The organism is Arthrobacter sp. SLBN-83, assembly GCF_006715285.1.
Classification (GTDB): domain Bacteria; phylum Actinomycetota; class Actinomycetes; order Actinomycetales; family Micrococcaceae; genus Arthrobacter.
Genome location: NZ_VFMX01000001.1, coordinates 1,513,555 through 1,528,874 on the forward strand (window position 1 = coordinate 1,513,555; position 15,320 = coordinate 1,528,874).

The window sequence follows — 15,320 nt, forward strand, 5'->3', positions numbered from 1 at the left end:
CCATGACCCTGAACAAGTTCAACCTGCCCGACGTCGGCGAGGGCCTGACGGAAGCGGAAATCGTCTCCTGGAAGGTCAAGCCCGGCGATGCCGTGGCCATCAACGACGTCCTGTGTGAAATCGAGACCGCCAAGTCCATCGTGGAACTGCCGTCCCCGTTTGCCGGTACCGTCACCGAACTGCTGGTGCAGGAAGGGGTGACCGTCGACGTCGGGACCGCCATCATCAGCGTCAGCGACGAAGTTGCCGGCGACCCCACCCCGGCAGACGTGCGCGCCCCGGAGGCGCCGGCGCAGCCGCAGCAAACAGCGCAGCCGCTCTACGGGACGCTTCCCCAGGACGAAGAGCCGGAGGGAACGGACGACGGCGGCACTGGCGCCGGTGCCCCGGCCGGCGGTCCGCTGGTGGGTTCCGGCCCGAAGGCCGACGCCGTTAAGCGGCGTCCGCGGAAGACCTCACCTGCCGCTGCCGTGACGGTCAACGCCCCCGAGGTTGAGCCCGTGCAGCCGCGGACCCCCGCAGAGGTGTCCGCGGGCGCACCTGCCGCCGTCGACAACCGCCCAACCCTGGGTGGCACCATCACCGGCCTGGTCAACCGCGTCCTGGCCAAACCGCCGGTCCGCAAGATCGCCCGCGACCTGGGCATCGACCTTGCGGACGTCGTGGCCACCGGCTCGCGCGGCGAGGTGACGCGGGAGGACCTGGTGAGCTACCAGGCCCAGCGCGACGCCGAACTGGACAAGGCTGACGGCTTCTGGGGCAAGGCAGGGAAGCCGCAGGACCAGCGTGTGGAGCGGATCCCGGTGAAGGGCGTCCGCAAGGCCACGGCCAAGGCGATGGTGGAGTCCGCTTTCGCTGCACCGCACGTCAGCATCTTCGTGGACGTCGACGCCAGCCGCACCATGGAGTTCGTCAAGCGGCTCAAGGCCTCGCGGGACTTCGAGGGCGTCAAGGTTTCACCGCTGCTCATCCTGGCCAAGGCTGTCATCTGGGCGGCCGCCCGGAATCCGAGCGTGAACGCGGCGTGGGTGGACAACGGAGACGGGTCCGCGGAGATCCAGGTCAAGCACTTCATGAACCTGGGCATCGCCGCAGCCACCCCGCGCGGCCTCATGGTGCCCAACATCAAGAACGCCCAGGACCTGTCGCTCAAGGAACTCGCCCTGGCCCTGAACAACCTTGCCACCACCGCCAGGGCCGGGAAGACGCAGCCGGCTGAAATGCAGGGCGGCACGCTCACCATCACCAACATCGGCGCCCTGGGCATCGATACGGGCACGCCCATCATCAACCCGGGCGAGGTGGCCATCGTGGCCTTCGGGACCATCAAGCAGAAGCCCTGGGTGCTGGACGGCGAGGTGATCCCCCGCTGGATCACCACGCTTGGGGGATCCTTCGACCACCGCGTGGTGGATGGTGATTTGTCCGCCCGCTTCATGGCCGACGTCGCGGCCATCCTGGAAGAGCCCGCGCTCCTCCTGGATTAGCCGGTGACGGCAAGTGGCGGGTCAATCCGGGTCAAGAACCGGACCGCCAGATGGCTGACTGAGGTTTTCCAGCCACCGGTGGTGGTTTCCCTCCAACTGCTGATCAGCCCGCTGGCGGAGGCGGGGTTTCCCGGATCCATCGGCTACGGCGCGCTGGCGGCCCTCTTTGTCTGCGTGGTTCCGCTCGTAGTGCTGCTGGTCCTGGTCCGGCTGGGGAAGGTGACGGACCATCACGTCAGCGACCGGAAGCAGCGTGCGCCCGTGCTGCTGATGGCGCTGGCCTCCATTGGTGTCGGTTTGCTGGTGCTCAGTGCCGTGGACGCGCCGTCGAGTGTGGTGGCCATGGTCCTGGCGGTGGTGGGCGGAGTCGCGGTGCTGGCTGCGGTCAGCCCGTTCTGGAAAATGAGCGGCCACGCCGCCGCGATGTCCTGCGCCGCCGTCGTATCAGTGCTGATGCTGGGCCCGGCATGGGCGCCGCTGCTGCTCCTGGTTCCGGCGGTCAGCTGGTCAAGGGTGGTCCTGAGGGCGCACACACTGGCGCAGGTGGTGGCGGGTTCGCTGTTCGGCGGGGTAGTGATGGCCGGGATCTGGTGGCTGTTGCGGAGCTGGCTGGTGGGCTGAGCCCCGCAGAGCACGCGCAGCTACGGGGTTTTAGTACGCGTTGTAGGCAGTCAGGGCGTCAATGATCGCCGGATCGGCAGTAGCTCCCAAGGCCACCGCGGCGCCGGTCATCAGGACGCCCATCAAGGCGGCCATGCCGGCCCAGGCGCTCAGCAGCTTCCAGTCCTCGCGCAGGACGCTGCGGACGGTCGCCGGAAGCTGAAGGCCGGGAGTGATCAGGTTGGGCGCGCTGTCCAGGCTGCCGTCGTCCAGCAGTGCAACCACCCGGTCGTTGCTGCGGTCCACCCGCATGGAGCTGATGTGGTTGCCGTGGCGGGCCAGGAGGATGTCGTGACCAACCAGCTGGCGGCGCTGCAGAGTAATCAAGGGAAGCCCTTCGCTGGGGGTGGAATCGTCAGTGTCCACGCCTTTGGGGGCCTCTACAATTTTATCGTTGCGCCACCAGCTGAAACGGTGATATGGCGGTGAGAACGGACACCCCCCGCAGCGATGTCCGCCACCACGGGGAGTGTCCGGGGTTACGCCCGGGGGTTGCTGGAGGGCCTAGTCGACGTCGTAGGTGTTGGCGATGTAGACGTCACACGGAGCATTGTGGGCAACGCTGTTGGCCACGCTGCCAAGCACCCGGCCAACGCCGCGCATGCGCCGGTTTCCAACCACAATGATCCGCGCGTCCATTCGGACCGCTTCCTTGATCAAGGCGTCGGCAGGGCGTCCGCGTGCCGCGGAGTACGTCACGGTGATGTCGCGGCCCAGCGATTCCGCCACGGTCCGCGCTACCTGCTCTGCCGCGTCCGCGTCCGAGACGATCCACCGGTCGCTGCCGCTGCCGAACACTTCGGTCCGGTCGCTGTCGAAGGCGGAGACTACGTGCAGCGAAGCGTCCATGGCTGCCGCCAGGTCCTTGGCCGACTCGGCCGCCTTCTTTGCGGTCTCACTGCCGTCAACCCCTACAACGATGATTCCACCCATATGCATGCTCCTTTGCTCGGTTTACGGCTTTCGTGTGGCTTACGCTACAGCGCGGCAATGGCTTCCTGCAGCACCGGCGCAAGGCGGCGCACGCCTTCGGCAATCGCGTCAGGAGGCACGGCGCTGAAGGCGAGCCTCAGCTTGTTGGATGGCTCGTCCGACGGCGTGAAGGCGGCTCCCGGGATAAACACCACCCCGGCGTCGATCGCCTTGAGCAGCAGCGGATAGGTGTCGACGCCTTCGGGCAGCGTCACCCAGACGAAGAAGCCGCCCTGCGGGCTGGTCCAGGATGTTCCGCGCGGCATGAATTCCTTGAGGGCGGCCAACATGGCGCGGCACCTTTCGGCGTACAGCCCGCGATAGGTTTCGATCTGCCCTTTCCAGTCGTATCCGCCCAGGTAGGCCGAGACCAGCATCTGGTTCAGGGCCGGCGGGCAGAGCGTCACGGCCTCGGCGGCCAGGTAATAGCGGCGCTGCAGGTGTTCCGGTACCAGGGCCCAGCCGATGCGGAGGCCTGGGGCGAAGATCTTGGAAAAAGAGCCCAGGTAGATCACGTCATCCGGATTCGCTGCCCGCAGGGGAGCGAGGGGTTCCCCCTCGAAACGGAGCAGGCCGTAAGGGTTGTCCTCCAGCACCAAAATATTCGCCCTGCGACATATGTCTACGATCTGCTGCCGTCGTTCTTTGGCCAGGGTGATGCCGGAGGGGTTGTTGAAGTTGGGGATGGTGTACAGGAACTTGATGCTCCTGCCGGCCAGCTGCAGGGCCGCAATGCGGGCTTCCAGCAGTTCCGGGACCAGTCCATACTGGTCCATCTCCACCGTCTCCACCTGGACCTGGTAGGCCTCGAAGGTGTTCAACGCGCCCACGTAGGTGGGGTCCTCCACCAGCACTACGTCACCGGGATTGCAGAAGAGTTTGGTGGCCACGTCCTGTGCCGACTGGGAGCCGGCGGTGATCACCACATTCTCCGGTTTGGCATCGAGGATGCCTTCGGCGGCCATGACCTCGCAGATCTGGGCGCGCAGCTCCGCGGTTCCCTGCCCGGCGCCGTACTGCAGGGCAGTGAGGCCGTCCTCGGCGATGATCTGCGCAGCCGTCGCCGCCAGGCGGTCAAGCGGCAGCGACTGCAGGTAGGGGCTTCCGCCGGCCAGGGACACCAGGCCGGGCCGCATCGAGATGTCGAAGACGTCGCGCACGGCGGACTGGCGGATGTTTGCCGCACGCTCTGAGAAGAGCTCTTCGTGCCGGTGCGCGGAGGTGGCAGCACGTTCGATGGCGTCAATGGCCTCTGCCGGCAGGGTGCCGGCAGCAGCGTCAAGTGTTTCGTGGGTCACAGAGTCAGGATACAGCCCGCTGTTGCTCCAAAAGCAACAGCTGTTTATCCACGATTTACCCGCGGAAAGTTCGTCCCCAGGCGACCGGCTACTGCAACTTCAGGTAGTCAGCCAGGCTTTCACCGTTGATGTAGATGGCGGCCCTGACAGCGCCCACGGCGTCAAGGGCGGTCTGGGTGAGCTGGGCCTCAACCCGGGGCGTGTCACAGGTTCGGCCCGGGTTCAGGGTTCCCGACAGGTAGACGGTGACTGTGGTGCCGTCGAAGCTGCCGGACAGGAACCTCAGCCGGGAGCTGCCCAGCGCGTTGTACAGGTTGTGCGGCTGCTGTTCCGCACCCAGGAGGGCGTTGATCGCCGCCTTAAGCCTGCCGTCCCCCGCACCGCCGGCCAGGGCTGCGCCCACCAGGCTGTCGTTGCAGCCGAAGCGGACCCCATGCCTGCCGCCGTCGTCCACCAGGACGAAGTACGCCGTGACCGGCGCGGCCGTTGCGTCGGTGCCGCTGCCCAGGGCGGCAAGGGCTGTCGCAGCACCGCTTCCGGATCCGGAGGCGGGAATTGTGGCCGGCAGGAAGGCCAGCGGGGCGGCGCTTGGTCCGGTGCTCCCGGCTGCGGCAGGGGATTGCCCGTCCGCCTTGGGGAGGAGGGCGCTGCACCCGGTGAGCAGCAGGGCCAGGCATCCCACGGCAACCATGGCGCCAAGCCCGCGGCTGTCCCAGCTTCTTTTTCCTGCCATGGGGCCGCAATCCGATCCGGTAGTTCCAGTGGATTAACGCTATGGCCGCCCTTCCTGCCGCAGATGTCCGGACGGTACCGGTTGGGACAAGAGTTGGTCACGGCGCCTGCGCCCGCCCCTTAACGCGGCAGTGCCCGGTACGCAAGGGGCGTACCGGGCACCGCGGGATGCGGGACGGGCTAGGCTGCCGGAGCCGATGCGGCCAGGGCGTCGAAGATGCCCTTGATCTGCTCCACTACCTCGGCGTCGTCCTTGGGGTGGACTTCGGCGAAGCGCACCATGGAACCTGGGACGGCAAGCTTGACGTCTTCCAGGACCTTTGCGCCTGCGATGCCTGCGGCTTTGCGCGCCTCATCCTGGGCCCACACGCCGCCGTACTGGCCAAAAGCGGTGCCGACGACGGCGGTCGGCTTGCCTGCCAGGGCGCCGGCGCCAAAGGGGCGGGACAGCCAGTCGATGGCATTCTTCAAGGTGGCGGGAACGGTGCCGTTGTACTCGGGGGTGACCAGCAGGACGCTGTCGGCTTCTTGGGCTGCCGCGCGCAGTGCTGCCGCTGCGGCCGGGACCTGGCCTTCGACGTCGATGTCCTCGTTGTAGAACGGGATGTTGCCCAGGCTTTCGTGGATCACCACGTCCACCTGCTCCGGTGCGTTGAGCTGGATGGCTTCCGCCAGCTGCTGGTTGGTGGATCCGGCGCGGAGGCTGCCCACAAGGGTCAGTACGGTGCTCTTGGTCATGAAAACTCCTGGCTAGGGGCCGCGGCGGGGGCCGCGTGCGGTCTGTCTTCAGGCTTTGCAGCCTTTCACCCAGAGTAAACGGACCGCGGTCCGCTTCTATTCCCTCTGGCTACACTGTCTTTGTGAGTTCCATCCCAGTGCGGCCGGAAATGCCGGTAACGGCCGCGGAGCGCAGCGATGCCGCCCGCAACCGGGAGCGCCTCCTGCTGGCTGCCCGCGAACTGATCGAACAGGGCGGAGCGGGGGCGCTCACCATGGACCGCCTGGCCGAGCACGCAGGCGTGGGCAAGGGCACCGTCTTCCGCCGCTTCGGGAGCAGGGCCGGGCTGATGCTGACCCTGCTGAATGATTCGGAGGCCGCCTTCCAGGCCCGCTTTCTGTTCGGCCCGCCGCCCATGGGGCCAGGCGCTGCGCCCCTCGAACGGCTTATCGCTTTTGGCGCCGAGCGGATTGCCTACGTGGTGGAGTTCGGGGACCTGGTCCTTGCAGCGGGCCATGCCTCGCGCGGACGGTTCGAAGTGCCGGCCGTCGCCCTCTGGAACCAGCACGTGGAAATGCTGCTGCGCGAAGCCGGAGTCGACTCCCCGGAGCCCTGGCTGATGGCAGGTTCCCTTACCGCGACCCTGGACCCCGAGCGGCTCCTGCACCTCATCCGCGACCACGGTGTCACACGTGACCGCCTTGCCGTCTCGTGGCGCGATCTTGTGACACGGGTTGTAACAGCCGCGTAGGCTACGCGCCGGCGGTCCAGCGCGTCCAGTCAAACCAACTTCACAGAACTATTCATAACGATCTGATACGGCGCGCCGGATTTCGAGGGATTACCGCGCTTTTCGGGTTGGGGCTTGTGATAGTTTCCTCTGGAATGTGACCCGCGACATAGTCCACCAGGACCTGCCCATAGGGCTGCGGGAAGCCAGCTACCCGCTGGTTCGGGACCCGGTGAGGCGGCACAATCCGTGCTTGTCGGGGGAAGACGGAAGGATCCTGCAGCGGCCATGCTCAAGTACCTCGCCAAGCGCGGCATCACCTATGTGGTGATGATCTTCCTCACCACGTCCGCCGGGTATTTCCTGGCTGTCAGCTCCCTCAAACCGGCGCTGCTCGAGCAGGAGCGGATCCCCCGGCCAACCCCGGAACAGGTGGCCAACTCCATGCGGCTGAAGGGACTGGACCCGGACCTCAGCCCATGGGAGCGCTACGTTGACTGGCTGACCGGCATCGTCACCCGCTGGGATTGGGGCCGGAGCCCCAACGGCGCCTACATCAACGCCGAGTTCGGGGACCGCGTCTGGATCTCCACCCGGCTCTTCCTGGCCTCGATCATCCTGACCCTGGTCATTGGTGTTGCCCTGGGCGTCTATTCGGCGGCGCGGCAATACAGGTTCCAGGACCGCGCCATCACGTCCTACAGCTACCTTGCCCACATTGTGCCTGCACCCATCGCCTACTTCCTTGTGCAGCTGGGCGCCATCAGCATCAACGAATCAGCGGGAAACCGCATCTTCTTTGTCACGGGCATCTCCACTCCAGGCGTTGCGCCCGGCTGGCCCCAATTCGTCGACCTCCTGGCCCACTATGCGGTGCCCACGGTCGCAATCACCCTGGTGGGCTGGGGGTCGTACCAGATCGCGCAACGGCAATACCTGCTGGACAACGTGAACGCCGACTTCGTCAGGACTGCCCGGGCCAAGGGCCTGAGCCGGAACCAGGCCATCGCCCGCCATGCGCTGCGCGTCTCCTTCATTCCGGTGGCCCAAAGCATCGCCTTCACCATCCCGGCCATCTTCGCCGGCGGTTTCTTCGCCGAAAAAATCTTCGCCTGGCCCGGCGTCGGCTCCTGGAGCATTGATGCAATTTCGCTGCAGGACGTCAACGCCGCCACCGCCACGCTGGCCTACGGCTCAGTGATCTTCGCCATCGGCGCCATCCTGGCGGACTTCGCCACCACGCTTGTCGACCCGAGAGTGCGGGTGCAGTAACCATGACCAATCTCAACGCGGTAGACCTGGCCGCCGAAGCGCAGGATGCGCACCTGGAAAGCGCCGACGTCGTCATCGGCAAAAACACCATCATCTTCCGCCGGTTCCTGCGCAACAAGACGGCAGTGGCGGGCCTGGCCATCTTCCTGGCCCTGACGGTTTTCTCGTTCATCGGCGGGTTCTTCACGCAGTGGGACAAGGAAACGATCGACCCCTTCAACATCGGGATGCCGCCGTCGGCCGACCACTACCTCGGCACGTCGCAGGCGGGCATCGACCTCTATGCCATGACCGTCGAGGGCACCAGGATTTCCATTCTGATCGGCCTGGTGGTGGGCCTGGTCTCGGTCCTGGTTGCCGCGGTCTACGGCTGCACCATGGCCTATTTTGGCGGCAAAGTGGACAAGGTGATGCTGTTCATCCTGGAAGCGCTGATCATGATGCCGGCGCTCCTGGTGGTGGCAGTTGCCACCAGCGGCGGAGGCGCAGGCCTTAAGCGCGACCTTCCCTCGTGGCTGCTGCTCATCATCGTCCTGCTGGTGTTCAGCTGGATGGGCACCGCCCGCCTGATCCGCTCCATGTCCATGTCGCTGATGCAGCGGGACTTCGTCAAGGCTGCCCAGTACATGGGCGTCCCGCCGCGCCGGATCGTCTGGCGCCACCTGGTGCCGAACATCGGCTCGCTGCTGATCCTGGACATCACCCGCGGCGTCACCGCTGCAATCCTTGCCGAGGTGGCGTTCTCATTCATCGGCATCGGCATCAAGGTCCCGGACGTGAGCCTGGGCGTGCTGATCGGCGCGGCAACCTCGCAGGTGCAGACCTTCCCGTGGATGTTTTGGGTTCCGCTCGCCGTCATGTTCCTGCTGACCGGATCCCTGGCCATGATGAACGACGGTCTGCGTGACGCCTTTGACCCCAGCTCCAGTTCCACCGGCAAGGCCAAGAAGGCCAAAGCCCGGAAAACCACCGCGGAAAAGAAGACGGCATGAGCAGCGAAACCACCACCGGAGCCACCCAGCCTGCACGGTCCGACGTCGAGCGGCTGCACGTGGCAGGACTGCATGCCCCCACCGACGCGGTCCTGTCGGTCCGCGACCTGAACGTCCGTTTCAATTCCGAGAACGGCGTGGTCCATGCTGTCCGGGGCGTCGACTTTGACCTGATGCCCGGAAAGACACTCGGGATCGTAGGTGAATCGGGCTCCGGCAAATCCGTCACCTCCCTGGCCATCATGGGACTCCTCCCGCCAACGGCAGAGGTCTCCGGGTCCGTCCGGCTCAAGGGCCGCGAGCTGCTGGGGCTCAGCGACAAGGACATGTGCCAGTACCGCGGCAACGACCTGGCGATGGTTTTCCAGGACCCGCTGTCCTCCCTCACGCCGGTGTTCACCGTCGGCACCCAGATCATCGAAGCGCTCACCATCCACCACCCCACCATGAGCAGGAAAGCCAAGGAAGCGCGCGCCGTCGAACTCCTGGCCATGGTGGGCATCCCCAGCCCCAGGGAACGGCTGAAAGCCTTCCCGCACGAGTTCTCCGGCGGCATGCGCCAGCGCGTCATGATTGCCATCGCCATCGCCAACAACCCGCGCGTCCTGATCGCCGATGAGCCCACCACGGCCCTGGACGTCACTATCCAGGCGCAGGTCCTCGAAGTGCTGCACACCGCGCAGGAAGAGACCGGGGCCGCCGTCGTCATGATCACGCACGACCTCGGCGTGGTGGCCGGGATGGCGGACGACATCATGGTCATGTATGCGGGCAAGCCCGTGGAGACCGGCGCCGTGGACGATATCTACTACAACCCCCGGATGCCCTACACCCTGGGCCTGCTCGGCGCCGTCCCGCGCGTGGACGTGGCCGAGAAGACTTCGCTGGTTCCCATCGCAGGCATGCCACCGAACCTCCTGCACCCACCCACCGGTTGCTCGTTCGCCCCCCGGTGCCCCCTGGCATCGGACGCCTGTCTCGAGGGCGAGCCCGCCCTGGCACCGGTCGACGGCCAGGGGCACCGGGCTGCCTGCATCAAGTCCGAGGCCCTGGGCGGGGAAGTGGACGTCCACGATGTGTTCGCCGCCCCACCGGTGCCCGTGTCACGCTTCGACGCGATTCCCCGGGCGGAGCGGACCACCGTGCTGGAACTCAAGGACGTGCGCAAGCACTTCCCGCTGACCAGGGGCGCCCTGATCAAGCGCAGGATCGGAACCGTCAAGGCGGTGGACGGTCTCAGCTTCGACGTCCGCGAAGGTGAGTGCTTCTCCATCGTGGGCGAGTCGGGGTCGGGAAAGACCACCACGCTGCTGGAAATCATGGAGTTCCATCCGGACCAGGACGGCGAGGTAGTGATTGGCGGCCTCAGCAACAAGCAGGCGGCCGACGCAAAGACCAAGGGAAAGATGCGCCGCGAGCTCCAGATGGTGTTCCAGGACCCCACCGGCGCCCTTGACCCGCGGTTCACGGTGTACGAGGTCCTTGCCGAGCCGCTGCAGAACGCGGGCATGGACCGCGCCGCCATCAGGAAGCGGATCATGGAGCTGATGAAGCTGGTGGGCCTGCAGCCGGACCACGTCAACCGCTTCCCCAACCAGTTCTCCGGTGGCCAGCGGCAGCGGATCGGGATCGCCCGTGCCCTGGCCGTGAACCCCAAGCTGGTGGTCCTGGACGAGCCGGTGTCGGCCCTGGACGTATCCGTCCAGGCAGGTGTCATCAACCTCCTGGACCACCTGCGCGCCGAGCTGGGCCTGAGCTACCTGCTGGTGGCGCACGACCTTTCCGTGGTGCGGCACATCTCCAACCGCGTGGCCGTCATGTACCTCGGGAAGATTGTTGAGGTCGGGGCCGTGGACCGGGTGTTCGACAACCCCCGCCACCCCTACACGCGCGCGCTCCTTTCCGCCATCCCCGTGCCGGACCCGCAGCTGGAACGCACCCGCGAACGCATCATCCTCCAGGGTGACCTGCCCTCGCCGCTGCAGGCACCCAAGGGCTGCAACTTCGCCACCCGTTGTCCTGTCTTCGCGGCGCTGCCGCCGGCCAAGCAGGAAAAGTGCCTCACCCTCGAACCGCCGCTGGAAGCCGCGGCAACCGCCACGGACCAGCAGTTCGCCTGCTTCTTCCCTGACGGGGAACTGGATGAGGACATGTTGGTGGTCCACGAACCGGCGGACCACCATGCACCCTGAGGCTTCTCGACCCACACGCTCCACCACTCGCACCTATGAAGGGAAAACCATGAGGAAACTGAACAGGATCGGCGGAGCTGCAGCGGTTGCTGCGGCCCTGGCGCTGACCGCTTGCGGCGGCGGTGGCGGTGCCAGCGGCCCCGAAACCGCCAAGGGGCAGGATTCGGGCAGCGACCTGTCCAAGCTGATCAGCATCAACGAAAAGCCGGCAGCCGATCTTCAGCAGGGCGGCAAGGTCACCCTGCCGCTGGGCAACATCGGCCCCGACTTCAACGGGTTCTCCAACAACGGCAACAGCGCAGACAACTCGGCGCTCCAGGTGCCCATGAACCCCGTGGGAATGAACAGCGGCGGCATCGGCGGCTGCTGGAAGGTGGACTTCAAGGGCAAGGTCACCCCCAACACGGATTTCTGCGAGTCGGTGGACAGTGAGGTCAAGGACGGCAAGCAGACCATCACCATCAAGGTGAACCCCAAGGCCACCTACAACGACGGCACGCCCATTGACGTCAAGGCCTTCAAGAACACCTGGAACATCCTCAAGAGCCCGGATGCCGGCTACGACATCGTCAGCTCCGGCGCATACGAGTTCGTTGATTCGGTCGAGGCAGGCAGCAACGACAAGGAAGTCATCGTCAAGACCAGCCGCCCGGTCTTCCCGGTGGACTCGCTCTTCTTCGGCCTCATCCACCCCGCCGTCAACACCCCCGAGATCTTCAACGAGGGCTACAACGGCAACCTGCACCCCGAGTGGATGGCCGGCCCCTTCAAGCTGGACCAGTACGACACCGCCGCCAAGACCGTCACCCTGGTGCCGAACGACAAGTGGTGGGGCCAGAAGCCCGTCCTGTCCAACGTGACCTTCCGCCAGCTGGAAACCAGCGCCCAGATCGCCGCGTTCAAGAACGGCGAGATTGACGCCATGAACGCCAACACCATCTCCCTCTACAAGCAGCTGGACGGCACCAAGGACACCGACATCCGCCGCGGCCAGCGACTGTTCGCGGGCGGCCTGAACCTGAACGCCCAGCGCATCACCGATGTCAACGTCCGCAAGGCGATCTTCGCCGCCGTGGACCGCGAAGCCCTGCGCAAGGTCCGGTTCAACGGCCTCAACTGGGAAGAGCCCAGCTCAGGCTCCATGATGCTGCTGCCGTTCTCCGACTACTACCAGGACAACTACCCCGTCAAGGAGACCGGCCCGGACGCCGCCAAGAAGGTCCTCACCGACGCCGGCTACACCGCCAATGCCAACGGCGTCATGGAGAAGGACGGCAAGCCTGCCGCTTTCAAGATCAGCAACTTCGGTGACGATCCCACCACCCTGGCTGTGGCCCAGACCCTGCAGAAGCAGCTTCAGGCCGGCGGCATGGACGTGGGGATTGACCAGCGCGCCTCCGCCGACTTCGGCAAGGTCCTGGGCAGCCGCGAATTCGACCTGAGCATCTCCGGCTACACCGTAGGCGCGGACGCCACCGACGCTGTCAAGCAGTACTACGACTCCAAGGTCAACGAGAACAAGCTGGGCGACGCCGAGCTGGACAAGAAGATCGCCGACCTCGCCTCCATCGAGGACAATGCCGCCCGCAACAAGGCAGCCATGGATGTGGAAAAGGAGCACATGGCCAAGTACTACTCCATGGGCGTGGTCTTCAACGGCCCGCAGATCTCCTTCGTCCGCAAGGGCCTGGCCAACTACGGACCGTCCCTGTTCCAGAGCCTTTCGCAGGTTCCGGACTGGACCACCATCGGCTGGGAAAAGAAGTAGACACCACTAGGGCGGTCTTAGCCGCCTAGCGAAGAAGCCGGTATCCCTGGGCAACAGGGGTGCCGGCTTCTTCTTTATGCGCGCGGCCCCGGCGGTAGCGTAGTTCCATGACCGGTACCGAAGGCGAACCCCGCACCATCCGCACCGCCGTCGTCGGCTATGGACACGCCGGCAGCGTGTTCCACGCGCCGCTGCTGGCCACCAACGCCAGCTACTCGCTGGACATCGTTGCAACGTCCGACGCCGGGCGGCAGGCAAGTGCCTCGTCCCGGCTTCCGGGGGTGGAGGTGGTGCGCGACGGCGCCGCCGTCCTTGAGCGGGCAGAAGACCTTGACCTTGTGGTGCTGGCGACGCCGCCAGTGACCCACTACCCCTTGGCCAAGGCCGCGCTGGAGGGCGGCCTGGACGTGGTGGTGGACAAGCCGTTCGCGGTCACCAGTGGGCAGGGACAGGAACTGGTTGACCTGGCCCGGCAGCGGGGCCGCGTGCTGACGGTGTTCCACAACCGCAGGTGGGACGGCGACTTCCTCACCCTGCAAAAGCTGCTGGCCGTCAAGGGGGTGGGCGAGGTGACCAGGTTCGATTCGAGTTTCGAGCGCTGGTCGCCCACCATCGGCAAGGCCTGGAAAGCCCGCGCCACGGCTGCGGACGGGGGAGGCACCTTGTTCGATCTCGGCAGCCACCTGATCGACCAGGCGCTCCAGCTGTTTGGTCCGGCCACCGTGCTGCACGCGGAGCTGACGGCGCGGCGCTCCGACGAGAGGGCGGATGACGACGTCTTCCTGGCCCTGCGCCATGATTCCGGCGTAATCAGCCACCTCACCATGAATGCCCTGTGAGCGCAGCAGGGACCGCGTTTCCGGGTCCTGGGCTCCATCGGCGGTTTCACCAAGAACGGCGTGGACCCGCAGGAACCCTACATGGCTGCCGGCGGCAGCCCCCTGGACGCCGACTACGGCGTGGAGGCACCGGAATGGGCCGGCCTCCTGGGCCGCGACGGACACCTGGACCGGCTCCCCACCGAACGCGGCAACTACCCGGAGTTCTACCGGCTGCTGGCAGAAAAGATCCTCGACGGCGGAGCGGAGTCGCCCCTTCCCCTCCCCGTAGACCCAGAGGACGCGGTAGAGGTCCTGAAGATCATCGAGAGTGCGAGGGAACTGGGTTAAAAAACTCATCGATTGCTCCGTAACTGCCGTTCTGAGGGTTCAAAAGGACAGTTACGGAGCAATCGATGAAGGGGACTTAGGCCGAGACGAGCTCGTGCCAGTCGGCCACGAGGGGCAGGCCGTGGGCCTCGGACACGGAGTGGTGTGCCACGTGGCCGGCGGCGATGTTGAGGCCGGCGGCGAGGGCGGGGTCGCGGTCGAAGGCCGCCTTGACGCCCAGGTTGGCCAGGGACACGGCGTAGCGCAGGGTGACGTTGGTCAGCGCGTAGGTGGAGGTGTTGGGCACGGCGCCGGGCATGTTGGCCACGCAGTAGAAGATGGTGTCGTGCACTTTGTACGTGGGTTCCTGGTGCGTGGTGGGGTGCGTGTCCTCGAAGCAGCCGCCCTGGTCCACGGCGATGTCCACCAGGACCGAGCCGGGCTTCATGCGGGCCACGAGGTCGTTGGTGACCAGCTTGGGGGCCTTGGCGCCGGGGATCAGGACTGAGCCGATCACCAGGTCGGCGTCCACCACGGACTTTTCGATCTCGTACTTGTTGGAGGCAACGGTCTTCAGCCGGCCCTGGTACTGGGCGTCCAGCTCGCGGAGGCGGTTGATGTTGATGTCCAGGATGGTGACGTCGGCGCCGAGGCCCAGGGCCATGGCTGCGGCGTTGGTGCCGGCCACACCGGCGCCCAGGACAACCACCTTGGCGGGGCGGACGCCGGGCACGCCGCCGAGCAGGACGCCCTTGCCGCCGGCCGGAGCCATCAGCGAGGTGGCGCCCACCTGGACGGACAGGCGGCCTGCAACCTCGGACATCGGGGCCAGCAGCGGGAGGGTCCGGCCCTCCTGGACGGTCTCGTAGGCGATGGCGGTGACGCCGGAGTTGATGAGCTCCTTGGTCAGTTCCGGCTCGGCGGCCAGGTGCAGGTACGTGAAGAGGATCAGGCCCTTGCGGAAGCGGTGGTACTCGGACTTGATGGGCTCCTTGACCTTCATCACCATGTCGGCGCGGGCCCAGACGTCATCGGCTTCGTTGACGATCTCAGCGCCGGCAATCGAATATTCCTCGTCGGTGATGCCCGAACCCAGGCCTGCCCCGCGCTCCACCAGGACGGTGTGGCCGTGGGTGAGGAACTCGTGGACGCCGGCGGCGGTGATGGCCACCCGGAATTCGTTGTTCTTGATTTCTTTGGGGACGCCGATGATCATCGTCTGCTCCAGTTTTTGGGGCCGGTGGGCCGGAAAGGCGGAAGGAATTTCGTGCTTCAACGATAAATCCCGCTGTGAGCCAGGCGACATGAGTCCCGGACCGTGAGGACTTCAAAAACCTTGGAATTCCGCGGT

At 66.0% G+C, this 15,320-nt stretch carries 13 protein-coding genes and 1 pseudogene; 8 read left to right on the forward strand and 6 right to left on the reverse strand.

What is annotated here, in order from left to right; translation table 11 throughout:
* Window positions 1-2 precede the first annotated feature (2 nt).
* Window positions 3-1,487, forward strand: a complete 1,485-nt coding sequence (locus FBY30_RS06950; RefSeq protein WP_142132210.1) for a dihydrolipoamide acetyltransferase family protein — start codon at window positions 3-5, stop codon at window positions 1,485-1,487.
* A 3-nt stretch (window positions 1,488-1,490) separates the two neighbouring features.
* On the forward strand, window positions 1,491-2,108 hold the full coding sequence (locus FBY30_RS06955) for a phosphatase PAP2 family protein (RefSeq protein WP_200830648.1): 618 nt from the start codon (window positions 1,491-1,493) through the stop codon (window positions 2,106-2,108).
* Between the two features lie 30 nt (window positions 2,109-2,138).
* On the opposite strand, the gene FBY30_RS06960 is transcribed toward FBY30_RS06955, so the two are convergent.
* The 5 genes from FBY30_RS06960 to FBY30_RS06980 all read right to left on the reverse strand — a co-directional run bounded on the left by FBY30_RS06960 (window position 2,139) and on the right by FBY30_RS06980 (window position 5,887).
* On the reverse strand, window positions 2,139-2,474 hold the full coding sequence (locus FBY30_RS06960; RefSeq protein ID WP_142134990.1) for a hypothetical protein: 336 nt from the start codon (window positions 2,472-2,474) through the stop codon (window positions 2,139-2,141).
* A gap of 177 nt (window positions 2,475-2,651) precedes the next feature.
* Window positions 2,652-3,080 (reverse strand): universal stress protein, encoded by a 429-nt coding sequence (locus FBY30_RS06965; RefSeq protein WP_142132211.1) that lies wholly within the window; start codon window positions 3,078-3,080, stop codon window positions 2,652-2,654.
* Window positions 3,081-3,124: 44 nt separating this feature from the next.
* On the reverse strand, window positions 3,125-4,417 hold the full coding sequence (locus tag FBY30_RS06970; protein WP_142132212.1) for an aminotransferase-like domain-containing protein: 1,293 nt from the start codon (window positions 4,415-4,417) through the stop codon (window positions 3,125-3,127).
* An 88-nt stretch (window positions 4,418-4,505) separates the two neighbouring features.
* Window positions 4,506-5,150 carry a GerMN domain-containing protein gene (locus FBY30_RS06975; protein ID WP_235009367.1) on the reverse strand — a complete coding sequence of 215 codons (645 nt, stop codon included), beginning with the start codon at window positions 5,148-5,150 and terminating at the stop codon, window positions 4,506-4,508.
* Between the two features lie 179 nt (window positions 5,151-5,329).
* Window positions 5,330-5,887, reverse strand: a complete 558-nt coding sequence (locus FBY30_RS06980) for an NAD(P)H-dependent oxidoreductase (protein WP_142132213.1) — start codon at window positions 5,885-5,887, stop codon at window positions 5,330-5,332.
* Window positions 5,888-6,009: 122 nt separating this feature from the next.
* Between FBY30_RS06980 and FBY30_RS06985 the strand changes: the two genes are divergently transcribed.
* The 6 genes and pseudogenes from FBY30_RS06985 to FBY30_RS07010 all read left to right on the forward strand — a co-directional run bounded on the left by FBY30_RS06985 (window position 6,010) and on the right by FBY30_RS07010 (window position 13,990).
* Window positions 6,010-6,618 (forward strand): TetR/AcrR family transcriptional regulator, encoded by a 609-nt coding sequence (locus FBY30_RS06985; RefSeq protein WP_442858272.1) that lies wholly within the window; start codon window positions 6,010-6,012, stop codon window positions 6,616-6,618.
* 267 nt (window positions 6,619-6,885) lie between these two features.
* The gene (locus tag FBY30_RS06990; RefSeq protein ID WP_142132214.1) at window positions 6,886-7,869 is read left to right on the forward strand and encodes an ABC transporter permease; all 984 of its coding nucleotides are present in this window, start codon (window positions 6,886-6,888) and stop codon (window positions 7,867-7,869) included.
* A 2-nt stretch (window positions 7,870-7,871) separates the two neighbouring features.
* Window positions 7,872-8,861 carry an ABC transporter permease gene (locus FBY30_RS06995; RefSeq protein ID WP_142132215.1) on the forward strand — a complete coding sequence of 330 codons (990 nt, stop codon included), beginning with the start codon at window positions 7,872-7,874 and terminating at the stop codon, window positions 8,859-8,861.
* Entirely contained in the window at window positions 8,858-11,053 is a 2,196-nt protein-coding gene (locus FBY30_RS07000) for an ABC transporter ATP-binding protein (protein ID WP_142132216.1), read from the forward strand. Before FBY30_RS06995 ends, FBY30_RS07000 begins: the two co-directional genes overlap by 4 nt.
* A gap of 49 nt (window positions 11,054-11,102) precedes the next feature.
* Window positions 11,103-12,821 (forward strand): ABC transporter family substrate-binding protein, encoded by a 1,719-nt coding sequence (locus FBY30_RS07005; RefSeq protein WP_142132217.1) that lies wholly within the window; start codon window positions 11,103-11,105, stop codon window positions 12,819-12,821.
* A gap of 107 nt (window positions 12,822-12,928) precedes the next feature.
* Window positions 12,929-13,990, forward strand: a pseudogene (locus tag FBY30_RS07010) (Gfo/Idh/MocA family protein).
* 76 nt (window positions 13,991-14,066) lie between these two features.
* On the opposite strand, the gene ald reads toward FBY30_RS07010, so the two are convergent.
* Window positions 14,067-15,185, reverse strand: a complete 1,119-nt coding sequence (gene ald, locus FBY30_RS07015) for an alanine dehydrogenase (protein ID WP_142134995.1) — start codon at window positions 15,183-15,185, stop codon at window positions 14,067-14,069.
* Window positions 15,186-15,320 lie beyond the last annotated feature (135 nt).

Excerpts from the sequence above, each read along its gene's own strand:
- FBY30_RS06950 (WP_142132210.1), top strand. The coding sequence starts at position 3 with ATGACCCTGAACAAGTTCAACCTGCCCGACGTCGGCGAGGGCCTGACG.
- FBY30_RS06995 (WP_142132215.1), top strand. The coding sequence starts at position 7,872 with ATGACCAATCTCAACGCGGTAGACCTGGCCGCCGAAGCGCAGGATGCG.
- FBY30_RS06965 (WP_142132211.1), bottom strand. The coding sequence starts at position 3,080 with ATGGGTGGAATCATCGTTGTAGGGGTTGACGGCAGTGAGACCGCAAAG.
- FBY30_RS07000 (WP_142132216.1), top strand. The coding sequence starts at position 8,858 with ATGAGCAGCGAAACCACCACCGGAGCCACCCAGCCTGCACGGTCCGAC.
- FBY30_RS07005 (WP_142132217.1), top strand. The coding sequence starts at position 11,103 with ATGAGGAAACTGAACAGGATCGGCGGAGCTGCAGCGGTTGCTGCGGCC.
- ald (WP_142134995.1), bottom strand. The coding sequence starts at position 15,185 with ATGATCATCGGCGTCCCCAAAGAAATCAAGAACAACGAATTCCGGGTG.
- FBY30_RS06990 (WP_142132214.1), top strand. The coding sequence starts at position 6,886 with ATGCTCAAGTACCTCGCCAAGCGCGGCATCACCTATGTGGTGATGATC.
- FBY30_RS06980 (WP_142132213.1), bottom strand. The coding sequence starts at position 5,887 with ATGACCAAGAGCACCGTACTGACCCTTGTGGGCAGCCTCCGCGCCGGA.
- FBY30_RS06975 (WP_235009367.1), bottom strand. The coding sequence starts at position 5,150 with ATGGCAGGAAAAAGAAGCTGGGACAGCCGCGGGCTTGGCGCCATGGTT.